Source organism: Paenibacillus sp. PCH8, assembly GCF_002968835.1.
GTDB lineage: Bacteria > Bacillota > Bacilli > Paenibacillales > Paenibacillaceae > Paenibacillus.
Window position 1 is genome coordinate 625912 of the sequence record NZ_PKQK01000003.1, and the last position, 22191, is coordinate 648102.

General features: G+C 46.2%; 15 protein-coding genes. 1 reads left to right on the top strand and 14 read right to left on the bottom strand.

All coding sequences use genetic code 11. The features are described from left to right. Positions 1-13: 13 nt before the first annotated feature. From C0Q44_RS20085 to C0Q44_RS20140, 12 genes are all read right to left on the bottom strand, one after another. Entirely contained in the window at positions 14-1021 is a 1008-nt protein-coding gene (locus C0Q44_RS20085) for an ABC transporter substrate-binding protein (RefSeq protein ID WP_105409011.1), read from the bottom strand. Positions 1022-1152: 131 nt separating this feature from the next. Continuing rightward, positions 1153-1620: a substrate-binding domain-containing protein gene (locus tag C0Q44_RS20090; RefSeq protein WP_105409012.1), complete on the bottom strand. Its 468-nt coding sequence runs from the start codon at positions 1618-1620 to the stop codon at positions 1153-1155. 17 nt (positions 1621-1637) lie between these two features. Then, the gene (locus C0Q44_RS20095) at positions 1638-2792 is read right to left on the bottom strand and encodes a helix-turn-helix domain-containing protein (RefSeq protein ID WP_181151093.1); all 1155 of its coding nucleotides are present in this window, start codon (positions 2790-2792) and stop codon (positions 1638-1640) included. Positions 2793-3084: 292 nt separating this feature from the next. Continuing rightward, positions 3085-4935, bottom strand: coding sequence for an ABC transporter ATP-binding protein (locus C0Q44_RS20100; protein WP_105409014.1), 1851 nt, complete (start codon positions 4933-4935; stop codon positions 3085-3087). Then, positions 4932-6704, bottom strand: coding sequence for an ABC transporter ATP-binding protein (locus C0Q44_RS20105; RefSeq protein WP_105409015.1), 1773 nt, complete (start codon positions 6702-6704; stop codon positions 4932-4934). The genes C0Q44_RS20100 and C0Q44_RS20105 overlap by 4 nt, the downstream gene beginning before the upstream one ends. Before the next feature lie 323 nt (positions 6705-7027). Then, complete coding sequence (locus tag C0Q44_RS20110; protein ID WP_181151094.1) at positions 7028-10711, bottom strand: dynamin family protein; 3684 nt, start codon at positions 10709-10711, stop codon at positions 7028-7030. 387 nt (positions 10712-11098) lie between these two features. Further along, on the bottom strand, positions 11099-11371 hold the full coding sequence (locus C0Q44_RS20115) for an NAD/NADP transhydrogenase alpha subunit (protein WP_105409017.1): 273 nt from the start codon (positions 11369-11371) through the stop codon (positions 11099-11101). 23 nt (positions 11372-11394) lie between these two features. Then, complete coding sequence (gene nth, locus C0Q44_RS20120; protein ID WP_105409018.1) at positions 11395-12090, bottom strand: endonuclease III; 696 nt, start codon at positions 12088-12090, stop codon at positions 11395-11397. A 162-nt stretch (positions 12091-12252) separates the two neighbouring features. After that, a complete protein-coding gene (locus C0Q44_RS20125) occupies positions 12253-14991 on the bottom strand; it encodes an S-layer homology domain-containing protein (RefSeq protein WP_105409019.1) in 2739 nt (912 codons plus the stop codon). A 70-nt stretch (positions 14992-15061) separates the two neighbouring features. Further along, positions 15062-15736, bottom strand: coding sequence for a GerMN domain-containing protein (locus tag C0Q44_RS20130; protein WP_105409020.1), 675 nt, complete (start codon positions 15734-15736; stop codon positions 15062-15064). Positions 15737-15771: 35 nt separating this feature from the next. Further along, on the bottom strand, positions 15772-17181 hold the full coding sequence (locus tag C0Q44_RS20135) for an N-acetylmuramoyl-L-alanine amidase family protein (RefSeq protein WP_105409021.1): 1410 nt from the start codon (positions 17179-17181) through the stop codon (positions 15772-15774). Between the two features lie 256 nt (positions 17182-17437). Then, positions 17438-18844, bottom strand: coding sequence for an N-acetylmuramoyl-L-alanine amidase family protein (locus C0Q44_RS20140; protein ID WP_105409022.1), 1407 nt, complete (start codon positions 18842-18844; stop codon positions 17438-17440). A 345-nt stretch (positions 18845-19189) separates the two neighbouring features. On the opposite strand from C0Q44_RS20140, the gene C0Q44_RS20145 reads away from it, so the two are divergent. After that, positions 19190-19759, top strand: a complete 570-nt coding sequence (locus tag C0Q44_RS20145; RefSeq protein ID WP_105409023.1) for a hypothetical protein — start codon at positions 19190-19192, stop codon at positions 19757-19759. Between the two features lie 112 nt (positions 19760-19871). Here C0Q44_RS20145 and leuD read toward each other — a convergent pair whose 3' ends face one another. After that, complete coding sequence (leuD, locus tag C0Q44_RS20150) at positions 19872-20474, bottom strand: 3-isopropylmalate dehydratase small subunit (RefSeq protein WP_105409024.1); 603 nt, start codon at positions 20472-20474, stop codon at positions 19872-19874. Positions 20475-20504: 30 nt separating this feature from the next. After that, complete coding sequence (gene leuC / locus C0Q44_RS20155) at positions 20505-21926, bottom strand: 3-isopropylmalate dehydratase large subunit (RefSeq protein ID WP_105409025.1); 1422 nt, start codon at positions 21924-21926, stop codon at positions 20505-20507. Positions 21927-22191: the final 265 nt, after the last annotated feature.

Below are 22191 nucleotides of genomic sequence, written 5' to 3' on the forward strand. Positions count from 1 at the left end.
TGCACCGTTTGCCTTATTTATTTTTCTCTTCAAAAACAGCTACAATGTCATCAATAACATACTCGTCAGCCAGTGGAGACATCCCCAGATTGAGCCATTCCTTACCACCAACCATGTACACATGATCATTTTTGACTGCTTTCAGATTTTTCCATAGTGAAGTTGCCAACATCTCTTCGAATTTCTTCTTAATTTCAGGATTCTTATCGTCATCCAGTTGAACGATCAAGTGATCTGCATCGTATTCAGGCAATACTTCCATGGATACGGACATGGCAACTTGATCTTTCGGGAAATTCGGGAGTGGATTCATACCGAGACGCTTGTGCACGAAGTTTCCACGGTCAAGGTTCTCCCCGTGAAGGACGATTTCTTTTTCCATGACTCGAATATAGAGAACTGTTTCTTCTCCGATCATCTCGTTTAATTTGTCGGCTGCAACTTTTTCCTTCGCTACCAAATCTTCAATAACCTTTTCTGCCTGTTCTTCTCTGTCCAGAACTTTGGCAATATCACGCAATTCGTCCCGCCAATCATCACGTTGTGGAAGAAGTACAGTGGGTGCAATCAGAGAAAGCTGATCATAATCCTTTTCGGACCACCAGTCAGGAGCTATAATCAAATCAGGCATTGTCTCCATAACCGCTTCAAAATTCGGCGTTCGTGCGATGCCCATTTTCATGGTATTCGCGAATGGCTCTTCCAAATAAGAAGGATGATCCTCGTGATAGTTCTGCACAGCAACAGGTACGATGCCAAGTGCATACAAAAACTCCGGATATACAAGGGACAGACCCACTACTCTTTGTGGTTCAACCGGGATTTCAATGTCTCCCATCTTGGTAGTCACTTTTTTTACCTGACTTGTTTCTGTTGTTTCTGTTGTTTCTGTTGTGGATGTATTGGCAGAACCAGTCTTTTGACCTTCGCTCGTAGCCTCATCTTGCCCCCCTGCACCACAAGCCGAAATAATGAGCACCAACATCATGGTGCATAGTACCGTTAACCATCTGAATCTCATTCTTTATGTACCCCCTATATGGCATTTAGTTATGACAACGTCTAATTAATAATAATTATCATTATCATTTGATATAGGAGTAAGTATATTAAAATATGTTCAGGTATGATATTGACTATTCAGACTTTTTGCTATGGACGATCTTGCCATAACTTTAACATCTCATCCAGCATAAGCTCATGTGTAAACGCCGTATAGTCGAGCAGGACGCTTGACATAAGAATATCCATTCGGCCATTTTGTACCGCTAACAACTCATTCCAGTCTTCGGACTTTCGTACAGCAGACCAAGTCTGTTTCGATATCTCATCCTCACCTACGATGAGCAATATTCTTTCAAAATCCAGAGATGAAAGCTCCTTAATGGCCACTGTGCCGCTATCCCAAAAAGTCTCAATTCCTTCTGGACCCTCCATCTGCATATCAACGTAAAAAACGGAAGCAATGCTCCTTGGCCCTAACATCTGTAACTCTTCACCATAAACTTTCAGTACAATTAACCTGTCTTGTCGGATGATATCCGCAAGCTGATTTTTCACGATCTTTGCCTTCTCTTCATATCTTTGAAGCCACACCTCTGCAATCTCCGATCTGTTCAAAAAGCTTGCAACATATCTCAGATGTTCCCTCCAATCCCTTTTCTCCACGGGATGTTACATACGGGTGCGATGCAATCAAGTTGACTATGCAAAGCCTCAGACTCCGTGCCGACGGTAATAATATAATCCGGTTTAACCAGACGAAGCTCTTCGAGCAAGATGGGCTCTACCTCGGCTAGCGGAATTACTTTGTCAGTTTCATACTTGCGTCTATAATAATACGTCCACGGATGACTTGCCCGCGCGGCACAGGGAATGATCTGTAATGCAAGCAGTGTACCAATGCTCAAAGAGTCAACCGCAGCAATTTTTTGTTTGCTATTACGTATGAACGCTGCTGGTGGAATGCCAGAGATCTGCCTGAATTTACGCCGGAAATACGTTTCATCCTGGTAACCCACGTACGAAGCAACATCCTTGAGTCGATGACTGTGATCATTTCTCATCAAGATCTGGGCTTGTTTAATTCGATAAAAAGTTAAATAGTCCACTGGACTGTACCCATATCTTTTTTTGAATAAGCGCATGAAATGTCTGGGGCTCATTTGTGCAACGTTTGCCAATTGCTCTATGTTTAATCTCTTCGCGTAATTCTGCTCCAAAAAGACTTTCACATGTTCAATCGGGGAGGCAAGTTCTGTCTCTTCTACACTGGCTCCATCATAAAACATCGTATACAACAGTTCCTGAAAACGAATCTGACCATAGTACCGTTGCAAGCCATCCTTCATGTGTATGTGGTGGTAAATCATCTGACAAATTACGCCCACAGCAACGGGTGAAGCTGAGATAACCTCGCCATTAACATCATTACGCAGAAGTTGCTTCATAACCTCAAGGGTTGTTCGTCCCTCCTGTTCCAATGCATACATTACATCAAAACTCATGTGATACACGCCTCGCTCATCTAATGAATGAACAGCCGCTTCAACCAACTGCCCCGGGAGGCATATATACAGTCCGCCCGCCTTCAATTCGATAAAACTCCCATCAATCTTTAACCAGCCTTGACCACTGGCCACAAATAATAACATGTATGTTTCAATGAAGTGTTTTCTTAAAAGCCACTCCGTTGCATGTTTACTCGTATGGTTCACATCGTTAAGTCTAAAGTTCATATGGTCCAGGTGATCGAAATGCTCTGATCTTATTTCGTTATTGTCCATCTGCATTGATCTTCCTCCAACAGTCGTGATCGTAATCATCTTGCTTACGTTTAAGAATATAACATACCACATATCTATCTCCCGAACCTGATGAGGGAAAAGAAAGAGTGCATGTGTATGTACTAAAATAAGTTTTGCTTATCAAGCTGATAGTAAAGTAAAAACTCCGGCTATTCTTTATGCCTGTCTTCAATGAATAATACGTACTTATTCTTGAAGGACCAGGCTAAAGAACGCCAGAGTGTTATACGTTCATATCATATACTATCAGACGCTTCACAGGCGTCCAAAGGCTTCATTACAAAAATCTGTATTGGGCTTCGATGAGACCATTATAAACGCCTTGCTTTTGAATAAGCTGTTCGTGGTTTCCTTCTTCCTTAATCTCGCCATGATCCAGGACAATAATGTGATCTGCATTCCGGATGGTTGAGAGACGGTGAGCAACCATAAAGGACGTTCTTCCCTGCAACAGCACCTTCAACGCTTCCTGAATTTTAAGCTCGGTTTCCGTATCAATACTGGCTGTAGCCTCATCCAGAATCAAGATGCGCGGATCAGCCAGGAGCGCACGGGCAAAGGATAACAATTGCCGCTGTCCCATAGATAATACGTTCCCACGTTCCTCAACTTCGGTATCGTATCCACCCGGCAGCTTCATGATGAACTCATGCGCATTGACTGCTTTGGCAGCGTCTTCCACCTCTTCATTCGTTGCGTCCAGTCGTCCAAAACGAATATTGTCACGGATCGTACCGGAGAAAATGAAGGTATCCTGCAATACAATGCTGATCTGTTTGCGCAGACTTTCTACCGTTACATCCCGAACATCCTGTCCGTCAATCGTAAGACGCCCACCAGATATATCATAGAAACGACTGATCAGATTGATGATCGTACTTTTACCTGATCCCGTATGACCCACAAGCGCAATCGACTGTCCTGCAACCGCGGAGAAGCTGATTCCCTTCAGCGCCTGTCTGCCTTTCTCGTATTCAAACACAACATTGTCGAATGCGATATCTCCCTTAATAGAAGGAAGCGGCTTGGCACCTGGTTTATCTGCGATACTTGGCTTTTCATCCATGAATTCGAAGATACGTTCCGATGACGCCATGGCAACCAGTAGCTGATTGTACATCTGTCCCAGACGGTTAATCGGGTCCCAGAAGTTGCCGACATAGTTGGCAAATGCCACAAGCAATCCTACAGTTAACTGACCGTCTTGAATGAGGTAGGCACCAAACCAGAAGAGGATTAATGTACCGAAACCACCGGTAATCTCAATCAGCGGGCCAAAGCCCTGGTTCATGGCTGATGCTTTATCCCATGATTTTTTGCTGGACAGATTCATGTTGTCAAAGTATTTCATATTCTCTTTTTCCTGTGTATAAGCCTGAGTCACCCGAATCCCCTGAATGGATTCATTCAAGTGGGAGTTAATGCGAGAGTTCTTCATGCGTACATCCTGCCAGGCACGACGGATATGAACCCGCAGTTTGGTCGAGATGATAAACATGATGGGCACCGTAATGATTACGGCAAGACCCAACTTCCAGTTAATGAGCAGCAAGATCACAATGATCCCAAGCAGCTGCACACAGTCAATCATGACGTTAACGGCACCGTTCGTGAACAGATCCTGAAGGGAGTTAATATCATTGGTAACACGAACCAGTACGGAGCCCGCCGGTCTTTTGTCAAAAAAGTTAAAGGACAGCTTCTGGATATGCTTGAACAGATCCGAGCGAAGATCATAGATGACACGCTGTCCAATAATATTCGTCAGTTTGATCCGGTACGTATTGGCAGCCCATTGAATGAGATACAGCAAGAGTATCGAACCCGCTATGATATATAGCATGGTCATACTTGTCAATCCCGTTTCCGGTGCAATCGCTCTGTCAATCGCGAGACTGATCAGAAATGGTACGGACAGTTTCGTAATGGTACCCAGAATCATCATCAGAATAACGAGTGGTAAGAGTTGTCTTGCATAAGGTTTCATATATGCAAACAAACGTCCGAATTCTTTCCAGTTAAACGGTTTTTCAATAATTTCATCGTCCTGATACACAAATCGTTCATTCAGTTTCTTCTCCGAGGCCCCTTTGGCCTCGCGCCTGTCAGCTATCGTCTCGGCACTCATGAATTCACCTGCTCCCCAGCCTCCCGCTTACCGCGGGCAATATAGTCTGCATATTGAATTTTGTAAACATCCTGGTAAGGTCCAGGCACTTCAATGAGTTCTGTATGTTTACCGCGTTGTACCACGCGACCTTCATCAAGTACCAGAATCTCATCTGCATGTCGTAGTGAAGAGATACGGTGTGCAATAATAAATGTAGTTCTTCCCCGCATAACTTCCTGGAAACCGGATTGAATCTCATGTTCCGTCTCCATATCAACGGCGCTGGTTGCATCATCAAGCACCAGAATTTTGGGATTTTTCAGTAAAGCTCTTGCAATGGCAATCCGTTGCTTCTGTCCTCCCGATAATCCCATGCCGCGTTCACCAACCACTGTGTCATATCCGCCAGGAAACTCCATAATGAAGTCATGGGCCTTGGCCAGCTTGGCTGCGCGGATAATTTCATCCATGGTGACGTTCTTGAGTCCATAGGAAATATTGTTGCGAATGCTGGATGAGAACAGGAACGTTTCCTGGAAAACAGAAGCGATCTGACTCCGTAGACTACGAATACCTATATCCTTAATGTTTTTGCCATCCAGCTTAATCGTTCCCGAGTTCACGTTATATGCACGCATCAGTAGCTGGATAATGGTTGATTTACCCGACCCTGTCCCCCCAAGGAAACCGATTACAGAACCGGGTGGAGCATCAAAATTAATATCCGTTACGGCTGGCATTTTGTTGCCGTAGGCAAAGGTAACGGATTCAAACGTCACATGACCGTTCACTTGATCTGCCTCCACAATGACCGGATCTTCCGTCTCTTCCACATCCACTGGCGTATTCAACAGTTCGAGCACCCGTTCACCTGAAGCTTTAGATTGCGTATAGTTATTGATATGGAAACCAAGGTTCCACATTGGACCGATTATGTACCAGATCAAACTGAAGAAGGCAACGAGTTCACCGAGGGTCAACGTTTTCTGTATAACCATTCTTCCTCCGATTACCAGCAACAACACGATGCTCACCGAAGCAAGGATCTCCATAATCGGAAAATAGCGACTCCACAATGTTGCAGCATGAATCTGATTGGTCTTGTAACGCTCATTTCGTGTGGAGAATTTCTCCACTTCATAAGGCTCACGCGCAAAGGACTTTACCGTACGTACACCCGTGATATTCTCCTGTACCGCTGTCGTCAGTGAACTGAGCGCCAGTCGCATCTCCTGAAACGCGGGATGGATTTTGGATTCGAACCTTAGCGCAACGTAGGCGAGCAGCGGGATGCATATGAGCGTGAACAGCGTAAGCTGCCAACTCATGGTCATCATCATGATTGCGCCGAATACGACCATGAAAACCATGTTAAGAATCTGGGCGAAACCAAAGCCGATAAAGTTACGGATGGCTTCCAAATCTCCCGTGAGGCGGGACATCAGATCACCTGTCTTGGCCGTATCGTAATAACGGAAGGATAAAAATTGAAGCTTTTCGTAACAAGCGTTACGAAGTTTGTACGCCAGGAAGTTACCAAGGCGTCCTCCATAAAAACCGTGTAAGAATTGCATTCCCGCTTTCACAATAACTACACCTAACACAGTCAAAGCAAGTATGGGAACGTCTTCAAAAGTTCGCGGAACAATAATATCGTCAATCAATATCCTCAGCAGGTACGGATATACCAATCCGAGCGCGGTCGCTATGGCGAGGAACAAGATTGAAACAAATAAATATGTTCGCTTTTCCCAAAAAAAGATTTGCAGTTGCCTAAGAACATCCATGTTTCTCCTCCTCTTATGTCGTTCAAAATAGTATGAACATTTATGAAGTTTATCACCGTCCCCCATTCGCGGCAAAGCGAATAACAGACCATATTCTGCCTGCTTTCAGCTTATTGACGCATTAACGGAGGTTAATGCCCACCTTTCAATCAAATGTTTGAATATTCTCTTTATTTCAGGTTGTTCGTACCCAAAAAAGGCTCCCTATATGCCTTTTGGGCGGGAGCCTTTTTGAGATGATTTTCGCAACATTTTCAATGTATTGCTGTATTGATCATTTATTTTTACAAAGCTTTCCAGAGTATGCTACTCTCGGCAGAATGCTAACCACGTTCAATCTGTTCCAGTTGCACAGCCAAACTCTCCCATTCTCCTACAGGAATTCCACTTGTCAGCATGTCATGCAGACCACTTACTGCCTCGTCCAGTCGCTCTTCCAGTTGACGGGATTGATGCAGTAGCGACTGCTCAAGCTGGTTGTCATAAAACTGTATCAACTTGTTCTGTGCAGCAGGAAGAACTTCAATGATCATCTGTTTGAGTACAGGATCAAGTGCCTCCTGTAGACGTTGACGCCCATCTCCTTCGAAGAACTGTTTCGGATTACGGAAGTAACTCCAATAGCTTTTCCATCCTGATGGTTCTTCCAAACGAACTTCTTCCAGAACAGGTGTGCTCCAGCGCTGGTTCAGTGGCAGTGAGACATCCACGCCTCCGGACAACTGCCTTACCTCGTCTATACATTCTGTCACTTGTTTCATCAACCAGGTCTGTCCTGCCTGTTCGAGTCTGAGGGTTGTTGCGAGCAGTTCCTGCTCCAGTTCAATGGCAATCATGCGTAGCAACTCACGTCCACAGGCAGCAAAAACCGTCTTCAAGTTGCCCCGATCCTCTCGAAGTACCGACGGATGGAACGCTTCTGCCATAAACAGGCCCAGTCGATAGGCAAGTCGCTGTCTTACATGGAAGAGCAGTTCTGCCGTCTCCTGTGAAAGTTCTTCCTTCATGGATCGATCTGCGAGTCGCTGAATTCGCTGGCGTGACTGACCCTGAATGGTTTCCAATTCATCCCGGCGACGCTGCAACGATTCTTCACCCTGAGCTGCATCCTCCGCACGCTTCTTCAGCCGCTGAATGACACGAGCCATCTCTTCGGATGCTCCACCTACGGCAAGATCGGCCAGCTCTTTGCCTGCAAAACGATTGAATTCTTCCTCAAAACGGATAAATCCGGATTGTTCCAGCATATTCGTATCTCCGCTCATCTTGCCTTCCATCGCCTGTAAGCTGGATACCGGGAAGAGTCGTGGTGCCCGAATTCCATTACTCCGCAGTTGAGTACTAACATGATCAAGAACCTGCTCCAACTCCTCCTCGGAGGATGACAGATCACTCGCGTTAACGACAAAGAACATCTGATCCATGGCAGAACTGTCCTTCACTCGTCCCAGTTGATTCAGGAACTGTCGGTCCCCTTGGGAGAAAGCATGGTTGTAATAGGTTACAAAAATGAGCGCATCTGCATTCTTCATATAATTGAAGGTCACGCCTGTATGACGGGCGTTCACGGAGTCCGCACCCGGCGTGTCCACCAGCACGATCCCCTGTTCTGTCACATCACAGCTATAGTACAGGTCGATACTATCTACAAAACAGGACTTCTTCTCATTCGCTACAAAATTGCGATATCCGTTCAGATCTACCAGCACATCCTGACCCAGTTGGTCCGCTGTCTCTTCCCAGCCAGCCGCTGCTGCCTGTAAAAAGCTGTAATGCGGACGCCCCGCCGGATGTACATCCTGTGGCGAGAGAGATTGAACTCGCTTCTGCCACTCTGTCTCAGGTTCCCCCAAGCCGAGCAATCGGAAGGAATAGGCAAGGTCTTCCTGGAAGGCGTCCCGGGTCTTCATGCGGACCCGGGCTGTTCCATGCTCCGCGCCACCGGCAGGAGCCATGATCCGATTAATCGCCGCTGTCGTTGGATGCGGCGAGACAGGTAGTACATCTTCGCCCAGCAATGCGTTGGCGAAGGAAGATTTGCCGGCGCTGAATGCTCCGAACAGCGCCAGAGTGAACGTGCCGCCCGCGAGCGAAGCCGCGCGTGCACGCAGATCACGTACCGCCGACCCCATGGCGGGGTACGGCTCCACCAACGCAGCAGCGGCTTCCAGCCGTGCCGCTGCTGCGTCCAGGCGTCGGCGACGCTCGGCGCCAGCTGCCGCCGATGGCCCAGGCACTACCGCCGCGGCTATGCGCTGCGGCGGCTGTGCCTCTGGCGTCTGTGGCTGCGCCGCCACAGACGCGGACGTGCCCGCATGCGGACCGGGAGCTTCGCCCGGTCCATGCGCGGGCACGTGCGGGCCCTGCACCTCCGGCAATAGCCCGGAGGGGAGGGGGCCCGCATGGGGCAGCAGGCTGCGCAGCCCTGCTGCCTCTGCGGCGGCGCTGCGCTGGAGCGCCGTGTAGCGCGCCGCCGCCGCGGATTGCGCCAGCAGCGCTGCGCGGCTGGCGTCTAGCGCCTGAAGCGCGGCTTCGCCTTGCGAGCCCAGCGCTTCCAAGATGCGGTCGGCCAGCATCATGGCCGACCTGCGATACCGGGTCTCAATCTCGCCCCGGAGATCTTTGCTGTATTGAAGAACATACTCGGGTGACACCTCAGCACTGGCACTCCGCTTCATCTCCAATAATGCTTCATCTACAGCAGGCAGTTCCATATTGAGCGCCTGCTCCCACTGTGTGCCCCACAGTTGATGAGATTCACCCAGTTGCCTGAGCATTGTGCGAATATGTACTTCCACCTGTCCCGAAGTCTGATCCTGTAATAACCTAGCCAACTCTGAAACACGTCGCTGTTTCTCCTGTTCGGTTTTGCCTCCTGAGAATAGTAAGCCAACTCTGAAACCCGGTTTGCGGCTCTCCAAATAAGCAGCTGCTGACGTGCGAATATCCGCAGGTGTAAGGTTTGCATTGGACAGCAGCGGTTCCAGTTCAGCCCGGAATTTCTCACGTGCTCGTGAAGGCAAGGATCGAAGATCTGCTGCTTGCTGATCGATAAGCGCAAGCTCCCGTTCCAGACGTTCGATGCCTTCCTTACCGCCGATCTCTTCCAGCAGAGAGTTTTCTTCTTCTTCGCGTTTCTCTGCTTGTCTTGCCAGATGTTGCTCCGTTATATGACTGGCTGAACTTGCCAAACTGTGCTTAATCAAGCCCTCCTTCTCTTCCATCATCTGACCAATAAGTTCAGGAAGTAGTGCCCACTGGTTGTATCGATGCTCCTTGTCGCGCAATGAAGTGAAGAGCAATCCGTCATATCTAACTTCCCATGCTGTGAAGATAGCTTCTACACCTTCAACATACTGGTCAAAAGAAAGCTCCCGCTCCCGATATTTGTCGATCTGGTTCACGATCAGAAACAACGGTTTCCCCCAATCCGATAAACTCTTGGCAAATGAAAGGTTCGTCTCAGACTGAACATGATTATAGTCCATGACATAGAACACCACATCCGCCAGATGGAGCGCTGAATGAGTGGCGAGACTATGCCCGCGATCTGTTGAATCCACACCTGGTGTATCCAGCAGGACAGCGTCATCTTTCAGAAGCGGAATATCATCCCATACTTCAATCGAGCTGTAAGCTCCGCCATTTTTGCAATACACCTCCAATTCCTCAGGAGAAACTTCAAGTGTTTCCGGTCCATTGTCAGCGCTTACGTTTGAAGTTGTATGAATAATTGCTTTCGGTTCACCATTTCGTATAGATACTACATTTGCACTTGTTGGTACGGGGCTTGAAGGCAACACGCGCTTACCGCACAAACTGTTGATCAGACTCGATTTGCCTGCAGAGAAGTGACCGCAGAACGCAATCGTCAGATGCTTCATTTCCGCCTTGCTGATTAAATCCGTTAAAGCCTGTACAGCCGTATGGTCTCCTGTCTGCTCCATCACTTCACGCAACGGAAGCAGAGGTTTGGCCATTTCTTTTGGGTAATCTATTCTGGACATGACTGGCCTTCCCCCTGGCTCCTCTAATTTGGCATCCATCTCGGCGCCTATATCTTATACATCATTTATATTAACATTATCAAGTTTGAATTTGAACGGTTCGAACTGAATATACATGACACTACATTAAACATATAAATACAATTATTTTACACCATTTAATTTAGATGTCTCTTGATTGAAAAACACTCTTTGAATGGATGCTTATATCCTGATATAAAAAAATAAAACCGATCAAGTCGGTTTTATCTGCAATACGTTCTATAATTAGCATTTATAAAAAAAGGCTTACGCAAGGGCCAGTTGCAATTCATGTCAGTCAGGTCACCTTAATCAGGATGGTTTGAATGATATGGATGCAACATGGCCTCTTGTGTAATGACTTCTTTAAGAAACGGCATTCTCCATGGAAGGCAGCAAAATTTCGAATACTTGTCCATGTTGCAGAATCGTGATGTCTCTGCCTTTGTCTCTCATTACAACGACTTCAAGCTTCGTGGACATACGCTCCAGGTAATGTTCAGGCACATCGCCAGAATGGCTCACAGTGATACCTTCTATTTCTTTTTCTTCATTTTCAGCCATTTCCTGTTCAACGATTTGTTCGAAAATATCGGAGAAGGCCTCAAAATTGTCAGTATACACGGAAATGCATTTCATGATTATTCATCCTTTTCTACTCATTAATTTATTTTTCGCTTTCGGGTGGTGACACGTTCCTTATCTTTCCTGATTTGGGACGTTTTCATACGCTTTTTCCCTTCTCTGCATATGTCCAGCAACGGACAGATATGACATTGAGGGTTCTGTGCCTTGCAATGGTAGCGTCCAAAAAATATAATCCGGTGGTGAGTTAGGGTCCACTCCTCCCGGGGTACGCGCTTCATCAGTTTCTTCTCGACTTCAAGTACGGAGTCATCCCAACCTGCAAGCGCCAGCCGTTTGGATACTCGTTCAACGTGAGTATCCACCGCAATTGCCGGTACTCCAAACGCATTGGATACAACTACATTCGCGGTCTTCCGCCCGACACCTGGTAGCGTCACAAGCTGATCATGTTCCTGCGGTACATCTCCGCCATACTGCTCTATTAAAATTCGGCACATGTTCTGAATATGCTTGGCCTTGTTCCGGTATAAACCGATCCGCCTGATATCCTGTTCCAGTTCTTCGAGAGGAACGGTCAGATAATCGGCAGGGCAGGTGTACTTTTTGAACAAATCCGCGGTTACCTTATTCACTGTTTCGTCGGTGCACTGGGCAGACAAAAGGACAGCTACCGTCAATTCAAACGCATTGCTGTGATTTAATTCGCAATGTGCGTCAGGAAACATGGCTTCCATTGTATCGAGTATATGCCTAACCGTCGCTGCATTCATGAAGAGCTACCTCCCACAAAATGACTCCACGCGTGGAGCCTTACTTCGAAGCTGGATCCAAGTACTTTGCGGGGATCTCAAAAATCTTGCAAAAAAAACGTCTTGATGCGGGAAAGATCCCGTATCAAGACGGTCATTCTTTTGATCCTCGAAAAGAAAAGATTACTGTTTTTGAATCTCCATGACCACATTGTTCAGTAGATATAATACAATATTATCATTATCTTTGAGAGATTGCACGCTTAAAGTGTTGTCAGCCTGGTGAACAAATACACCAGAAGCGAGTGCAAAACGATAGTTGGTATCTGATGTTGATTCCCGTTTAACCAGAATTTGGTTACCCACGCCATCATAAGACCAGAATTGTTTGCTCATGACGGTAAGCACTCTGAAACGTGTGGAATTATCCGTATCCTTCGTCATTTCCACACGGTCTCCCACGGTAAGGCTGTTCAGTGAAGTTAGCGTAGATCCTGATTTTACAACTTTAACAGAACCACTAACCGGGACCGTCTCACTCTGACCGTTAAACATTTTAAGCGTTACTGATGAAGCATCAACCGATGTAACTTCAGCAAGTGTACGCTTAACAACTAGAACCGCTTTTGGCGTAGCACCTTCAAATGTTACATTAATAAGGTTCCCTATTGTCAGTTGTGCAGGCGTGATCGTCTGACCGTTCTCTCCTGTGAGTACCGCTTGATCCACGTAGAACTGACTTGTCAGCAGATCCGATTTCACACGAATACGACCATTCGTTTCCACAGCAACCACTTCGAATTGGGCCACCGTGTTCAGGGAAACCTTCTGTACAACATCCTGGTTCGCTCCAAGCGTAACCGTAACCTTATCACCAATCTTCAAATCTCCCAGACTTGCTCCGGACTTGTTGTACATCTCAACTGTAGGAACAGTGGAGTAAGGTACTGTGATGGTCTGATTCCCGGACAATAGGCTGATCTTTCTACCAGAAGTATCAATGCTGCTGATTGTGCCTTCGTACTTATAAATCACTTTAAGAGACAATGCACGGGTTCCGACATAGGTTAAATCCAATTTGCGCCCGTCATTTAACAGTGACTCCAGACCTGCCAGTGTAGGTTTGGATGTATTGTAGTCCAGCTTGGTTTTCTCATCCAATGTAAATACAAATGGCTTTTTGTTGCTATCCAGCACAGTAAGCACCTTTGTTTTACTATTGTAAGAAACTACCGTTACCCCATTCATAGGTTCCATCTGACGTCCAATGACCTGAATACGCGTTACTTGGTCTTCGGAGTTCAGCGTCAGTTCTACCTTATCCCCATTGGTTGCATCTGTGATCAGGTCATTCAGCGTTGCATCCTGAATTCCATTAATAATGACTTCCGGTTTCTCAGTCAACAATTTCGCTTCAAGGGAACCCCCTTCACGTTTGAATGTCAACGTGGATTGGTTACCCCCGATCTCAACCAGTGTGCCACGCACAGACTGCTCCACACCTTGAGACAATGCGATCGTTTGCAGTACGCTGTCTTTTACGGTGTATTTCACGGTACTGCCGGCTTTGAGATCAGCCACGGACAGAATACGATTTTGATATGTGATAATCAGATTATCACTATAGGTGAATTGCTCTGTATTACCAGCTGTATTAACAAGCTTGATCGTTTTGCCAGAAGCTGAGACTTCTGCAACTACACCATTGTCACTCTTGTTTACAATGCCTGACTTCACCCGGATTACGACCGTTTTTTTGTCAGTTGAGAATGTTTCCCGCTGCACTTCGATCATACTATCTACAGTAATATCGGAAAGTTTGATTGCATTTCCATTCTGGTCGACAAATGCAGTTGCCTCATCATAACTGTATGTTTCATAGTTCTCGCCCACAAAGATGCCAATTTTGTTCCCTGATAGTGAACGCGCAAAAGTACCTTCGACGCTCTCTACCTGAGGTCTAGCATCTACAACCTCCACATAGGAAGCCCCGCCAACAGAACCGACAACCATGACTTTTGTATACAGTTTCACATCAGTAGCCGATACACGGGTTTCACTGTCTTTTGTAAAATATGGCGTACTGCTGTTCACTGCGAAGTTAACGGCTTTACCGTCCACAACCAGCGTGATCTGCCCATCTTTCAATCCAGTCACATAACCCGTCGAAGTGTTTGGATACTTCGTATCTGTCAACGATTCGCCACGGCTGAAGAATGTCGCAAGTTGAGCACGGGTTACGGAACCAGTTGGATTGAATTTGTTGCCTTCCACACCTTTGGCCAGATCCAGATTAACAGCCAGATTGACGTAACCTTTAGCACCATCCGAGATGCTTGCATTATCAGCAAATCCGGTAGATTGATTATTTTGCGCCTTGGCTTCAGCATCCTTGTCCAGTGAACGGATTAACAATTTCGTAATCCATTCCCGCGATGCAGGCTTTTGGCCCCAGGATGTCTTGGATACATCCACAGTTGATTCTTCCGTCTTGTCAATCAGTCCCAGTTGAAGTGCCAGCGCGACATATGGCTTGAAATAGTTTCCCACTTCCATGTTTGTCGGTAATGCCGTAGCCTTGTCGGTATTCAACTGGTCTTCTTGATTCATAAAACGGATTGCCATCGTTACTGCTTCTTGCTGCGTTACCGCGTCTCCGGGACGGAACAGGCCGTTATTACCGAGAAGAATACCTTGGTATGCCAGTTTATACACATGTTTTTCAGCCCAGTATCCGACCTTGATATCACTGAACATACCGGTTGGTGCAGCCGCGTTCGTTACTGCCGCAGTCTGGCCCTGCCCCGTTTCTGTTGATTCTGCTGCCATGGCAGCTCCGCCGGCGCTAAGGGCCATCATGCCTGCAAGAACGGCTGATACTACTTTTTTAGAGTGTGATGAATGGTTATATTTAAAAGTCACCTATGATTCCCCTCTCTCATGTAAAACGACCATTATCCGTGGATTCACGGTACAACAGCATGCTGCCAAATTATTCGGATCTAGTCATTGGATGATCAAGATCCACGTGCCCCATTAAACTCTCGGACTGCTGACCATCTACCAGTAAATCAAGTGATTTAACTTCATCGAACTGGAAGAACGTTTGTTTCAGCGCATCCAGTGCAAATACTTCTCCACCTGCACCAAGTCGTGCTGTATCTGGCATATGAATATCCAGCGTAAGTGCGCCGTCTTTGAACTGAACAGACTTCAATTCAATTTCTTTCGCCCAAAGCGGAACGAGCTTATCGTCCTTACTCTGTTGCAGCGACTCAAAGGCGGCTTTATATTTGGCATCATTCGAAGCAAATGAAATCTCAGCCGTAGCTTTGTGCAGTTCCAGTTCTTCCGGATCGGTATAAAATACATCGATTGATTTTTTTTCATTACTTTCGGTAGTCGCAGGCTTCTCGGTAGAAGTACCACCAGACGGAGCTGTTGTTCCCTCCGAGCTACCTTCGGTTGAACCTGAAGGAGTTGTGGTTTCATCAGGATCAGCAGTTGCCGGTTCAGTGATTACCGTTTCGCCTTCAACCTCAGTCACATTGTTCTCGGTTCCTGCGCCTTGAGTCTGATTTGGAGCAGCTGTTGGCTTACTTCCACATCCAGCAGCAACTGCCATGACCGTCACCAGCAAGGCTGCAATCCATATTTTCTTGTTCATTCTAACTCCGCCTCCTTGGCATAAGGGCTCGTCCCTTATTTAATTCCCAGATACTCCTTGATTCCTGCAACAATCCCTTTGGCTACGCCGTTCTGGAAACTTTCAGTGAACAGTGCCGCTTCATCGCTCTTGTTACTAAGGAACCCTCCTTCTAGCAGAACTGCTGGCATTGTCGTTTCACGGGTTACATGGAGACTTGCCGTTTTCACTCCGCGGTCCTTCAGTCCGGAAGACTGTAAAAGATACTTATGCATCACCGTAGCAAGTGCTTTGCTGTTGGAACGTGTATAGAATGTCTCTACACCGTTCGCGGCAACCGGGCCGCTATTCGCATGAATGGAGATGAAAATATCTGCTTTTATGTCTTGTGCAATCTTCACACGTTCTTTCAATGCTAGGAATGTATCATCGCTGCGCGTGAGCACAACGTCAATTTTGGACTCTTTTTTCAGCAATGCATCCACTTTCAGAGCCATCGCCAGATTGAAGTCTTTTTCACGTTTGCCTGTTACACCGATTGCTCCCGGATCTTGATCTCCGTGACCCGCGTCAATAACGACAACTTTTTTGCCATTGTCACCGACAGGAGGAGCTGGAGTGCCACCTTGATTGTTAAGGTCAATCATAATCAGTCCGGAATCATTTTGCACACTGTATCCTTTGGAGCTGGATAGATCAATCACAAAACGAAGCGTGGATGGACTGTTACTGTATAATGAGTAACGAATCTTTGACACATCCGGATAACCGCTAACGACAAGTTGTCCATTCTGGTTGCTGTCTAAAGCCTGTCCTTCACTGAACGAATCAGCAAATGCGGTATTCGGCAAGTCAACAACAACTCGATCCGGTCCTGTCATCGTGAAGACGTTCGGCTTCGTACTTCCGCTTGTTGCGATCATAAGACGGTTGTCACTAAAGCTGATGCCGTTCACCAGTACAAGACCTTCCTCGTCCGATCCTCCACCATTATTGCCAGCATTCGGAGGAGTAGTTGTCCCGTTTCCGGAACCTGAATTCTGGGTAACTAATGTTACCGTCTTCGTGGTATTGTTCCAACCCACCTTAATACCCATTTGCTCACCAATGAAACGGAGAGGAACGAGTGTGGTACCGTTTTTCACGAGTGGCGGGACATCCAGGTTTACGTTACTGCCGTTCACCGTTGCCGTCTTCTGTCCAACAATCATCTGCATGGCAGTGTTGTCTTTGCTAATAGTCACCGTTTGTGTTTGCTGCTTCCAGTCCACGGTATATCCAAGATTTTCGGACACCACCCGGATCGGAACCATCACTGTGCTGTTGATATTCTCCGCTTTGGCATCCGATGGCTGTACGATCTCTTTTCCATCCAGAATAATTTTCGTGTCTGTTGCTGCATGACTATAGCCCGGGAAAACGAGCCCAAAGACAAATAACAGTACCAAAAAACCGAACTTCTTCATCCTTCACCCCTACCATTCTCATTTTTTTTTGCCGCATGTTGTCATACTTCAACTCCGACTGACCACTTGGCATTACCAGACACCTATTAGACGCCTCACAATCCCAAAAGTTGCGAATATATTCCAACATAACAGAAAAAAAACGTTGTCAGATCAAGCTTTTTTTACATTTTTATGTCTTGAGTTTCCCTGAATTATCAAGTATGCATCTCTAAACAACGAACTGTCCTGATCTTCGTATTTGCGAACATCTGGCCTACAGACCCAAATAATCCACGATTCCATCTACAATAGCCTGTGCACATTGGTCCTGATATGCTTCAGTGAGCATGATTGCTTCATCTGCAGGATTACTTAAAAATCCAAGTTCAATTAAAACGGCAGGCATCGTTGTTTCCCGGGTCACATGCAGACTGGCCGTTTTGACTCCCCGGTCTTTAAGTCCTGTAATCGGCAATACATATTTGTGAAGAGTATCGGCGAGAACCTTGCTTTCCTTTCGGCTATAGAGCGTTTCAATGCCGTTGGGTACGGGGGTCGTGAATTTGTTTGCATGAATGGATACAAAAATATCAGCCTGATTCAATTCTGCAATATCTACGCGCTGTTTGAGTGAAAGCTCTGTATCATCCTGACGTGTAATCACAGTCTGAATATCTCTGTATTGTTGAAGGATTGCCTGAACTTTCAGACCTACAGCCAGATTGAAATCCTTCTCATAAGCTCCTGACAAACTCACTGCACCAGATTGACGACCACCATGTCCCGGATCAATGACCACAATCGTTTTGCCATCATTCGCAGGCACTGCCGGTTGGCTTGTGGGTTCTCCACTTGTGGCTGTCAGGTCAACGAGCAAAACGTTGTTATCTCCAACAGACCATTTGGCTGTAGCCGTCTGAGTCAGATCCAGAACGACACGAACGGTGGAAGGTGTCTTGCTGAACATGGCATACCGAACTTTGGAAACCAGGGATGAATCGGTAACTAGAATTTGCCCACTTCCATCTGCATTAGAGGCTTGTCCCTGAATGAATTCCTGAGAAAAAGTCGCTGCAGGCAGATCAACAATAATCCGGTCTGGCCCACCAAGACTGGAAACTTTGGGGCTAATATTACCATTTGTGGCTACAATTAATCGATCTCCACTGAAGCTGATGCCTTGAAGTTCTGCCAGGCCATCCGGTACAGGCGCCTCGACGGGGTCACTGTCACCTTCCGTTCCAACCACAGGAGGAATACTAAATAGGCTTACTGTCTTGGTTCCATTGTCCCAGCCAACACGTAACCCCATGCCTTCCCCGACAAAGCGAAGTGGAACAAGCGTAGTTCCCTGTTTGATCAGTGGGGGCGAATCCAGATTCACTACGTTTCCATTTACTGTAGCTGCATCTTTACCCGCTGTCATTAGAATCGTGCTGTTTCCTTTTTGAACATTGACTGTCTTGGTGCTCTTCTCCCACTTCACCTGATAACCAAGATTTTCGGATACGATCCGGATCGGAACCATAACCGTCTTTCCGATATTTTCGGCAGGAGCTCCCGTCTGCTGGTTAATGGTCACACCGTCGAGTACAATCGAGGGAGTCGTGTCAGCATATGCCATAACAGGAAATATACATAGGAAAAGAAACAAAATGACTGCTGCCGACCATTTCTTCATAGCTCATCCACCATTCTGTTTGTCATTTTAAAATCCGACCCTATTCTCTTCAGTGCAACATTTCTGACTCTATGTAACCTTCCATAATCTACTAACCAGTCTATCAGATATTGTCGCTTCATCCGGTTACAACGTTGTCATATTTAGTCGGAAATAAGATGGTAACAGGCGATCATACTCAAGAGCATAACCTCCTCTTTCTATGACGGTATATCGTTTCAATGATGTCATAGATTGACGCTTTCACAATTACTAATGTAACTTAAAGTATACATATCCTGGCACAGGAAGTGCTGGTATAAGAAAGAGATCAGTAGATAAAAAATTCTTACAGGAGGGAAATGAATGCTCACCTTATATAAGAACGAACCCAATGGCAAGGTACTTTATGCGGAATACTGGATGGAAGAAGGACAGGTTGTGGAACATACCGGTACAGTTGGAACTTATGGGACAACAACTAAATCAGACTTTCCAGTTGCGTATTGCAATGAGGACGAATTCAAAAGTGACTTTCTGAAGCGCTTCATAGACCAGGGCTATGAACAAGCTTCCAATCAGTACGCTTACATATTGCTCGTCCAATATCCCATGAAGAGTATATCAGGAAGCAAACGTGATCTATGGCTCAAAGATAAGGCCAGTGAAGCACTGATAGGTGAGCTTGGCTGGAAAGGGCTGGGCGTTGTAGATGGGCACGATATGGGCAAGACGGCTAATCCGATTACGGAGTTCGCTTTGAATATATACTGCTATGTTGTGGATGAAAAACTTGGAATTCAAGCGATTAAGCGTGTGCTTAAAGAGACGCGACTCGACTACACCCGAATCAAAATTGCATCCAGAGAATTGAACAATGACAAGGAGTATGTGTTGAAGTATTCGGCCAAAAAGGATCAGGAGTTCTATGTATAGATGACTCATTCATATAATTTAGCTTCTGAAATTACAAAAAGCTTCTGCCCCCCATAGGAACGTTGTTCCTATTGGGGAGGCAGAAGCTTTTTACTGTCCGATACTTTACCGTCTAACCAAACAGTTTTGCCGCGTGGCGTTGTTCATAAGCATCAATTTCATCATTATGTTGAAGGGTAAGCCCGATATCGTCCAATCCTTGCAAAAGGAATTGGCGACGATGTTCATCCAGATCAAAATCAATATGCAGACCGTAAGCATCCGTGATCGTTTTGTTCTCCAGATTCACATTCATCTCATAACCTTCATGTGTCGCTGTACGCTGGAACAAGTCTTCAACTTGCTCTTCTGACAGCTTGATCGGCAAGATCCCGTTCTTGAAGCAGTTATTATAGAAGATGTCTGCATACGATGGTGCAATCACGCAGCGGAATCCATAGTCCATAATTGCCCATGGTGCATGCTCACGAGAAGACCCACAACCAAAGTTGGCACGAGAGATCAGGATGGATGCCCCTTCATACCGGGGTTTATTCAATTCGAAGGAAGGAATGTTGTTACCCTCTTCGTCGAAACGCCATTCGTAGAACAAAAATTGTCCAAATCCCGTCCGTTCGATGCGTTTCAAAAATTGTTTAGGAATGATTGCATCTGTATCTACATTGACCCGGTCTACCGGTGCAACGATGCCTTGCAGTGTTTTGAATTCTTCCATATGATCCGTTCTCCCTTCTGTTGTTACTTATTAGATCGCTGTTTCTGTTTTGAAATTCCAGTCCCGTACATCTACAAAGTGACCTTTAACCGCTGCTGCTGCTGCCATTGCTGGAGATACCAGATGCGTACGTCCTCCGCGTCCTTGACGTCCTTCAAAGTTACGGTTGGAAGTCGAAGCACAACGTTGTCCTGGCTTCAATACATCCGGGTTCATCGCCAGACACATGCTGCATCCCGCATCGCGCCATTCAAATCCGGCTTCCGTAAAGATTTTATCCAAACCTTCTTGTTCTGCCTGGATTTTAACACGTCCCGAGCCCGGTACAACAATCGCTGTAACCTGACTGGATACGGTGTGACCTTTGGCTACTTGTGCTGCTGCACGCAGATCTTCGATCCGTCCATTGGTGCAAGAACCGATAAATACATAATCAATTGGAATCTCGGCGATTGGTGTTCCCGGTTCAAGACCCATATATTCAAGCGCTTTTTCAGCCGCTTTACGTTCGTTTTCTGTAGGCAGTTCAGCCGGAACAGGAACTTTCGAAGAAATGTCGGTTCCCATGCCAGGGCTTGTTCCCCAAGTGACTTGCGGAATCAATGTTTCTACATCGATTTCAACCACATGGTCGAATGTAGCACCTTCGTCTGTTACAAGCTGTTTCCAACCTGCTACAGCTTCATCAAACTTGGCATCTGTAGGTACGTACTCACGTCCACGCAGATATTCGAATGTCGTCTCATCCGGAGCGATCAAGCCTGCTCTTGCTCCACCTTCGATGGACATGTTGCAGACCGTCATACGCTCTTCCATGCTCAACTCACGGATGGATTCGCCTGTGTACTCGATAACATACCCTGTTGCAAAGTCTGTACCGTATTTCGCAATTACTGCAAGAATCATGTCCTTCGCCGTTACTCCCCGATTACGTTTGCCCACAAAACGAACTTCCATCGTTTTGGCTTTCGCTTGCTGCAAACATTGGGTTGCCATAACGTGCTCTACTTCACTTGTTCCAATCCCGAATGCCAATGCGCCAAACGCACCGTGTGTGGATGTATGGCTGTCACCACATACAATCGTTTTGCCCGGGTGAGTGAGACCAAGCTCAGGTCCCATAACGTGTACAACGCCTTGGTCGATTGTATCCAGATCGTACAATTTAACGCCGAAATCACGACAGTTTTGCGAAAGTGTATCGATTTGTTGTTTCGAGATTGGATCTGTAATGTTGAAACGGTCTTTCGTTGGAACGTTGTGATCCATTGTCGCAAATGTCAGCTCAGGGCGACGAACTTTACGTCCACTCAGACGAAGTCCTTCAAATGCCTGCGGAGAAGTGACTTCGTGTACCAGATGCAGATCGATATACAGAATGCTTGGTTTACCTTCTTCTTGATGAATTACGTGATTTTCCCAAATTTTCTCAAACATCGTTTTTTTACTCATCATTTTCACCTCATTATAAGTTCGTTCCTTGGAAGAGCCTCTTGTTTTCCTCTAAAAGTGAAGCTCTTGAATGACATAAATATATCACCCTGTCCTTCATTGTTCCAAGATATAATATCTATAGATGTAATAGGTTTAACCTATAATGAGGGAAAGACAAATAAACCACTGCTGCATGCATAGGTTTTAATTGATAACAATTATCATTATCATATAAGTCTTATACTACGTTTCCGCTTCTTCTCTGTCAATGCTTTTATCTAGA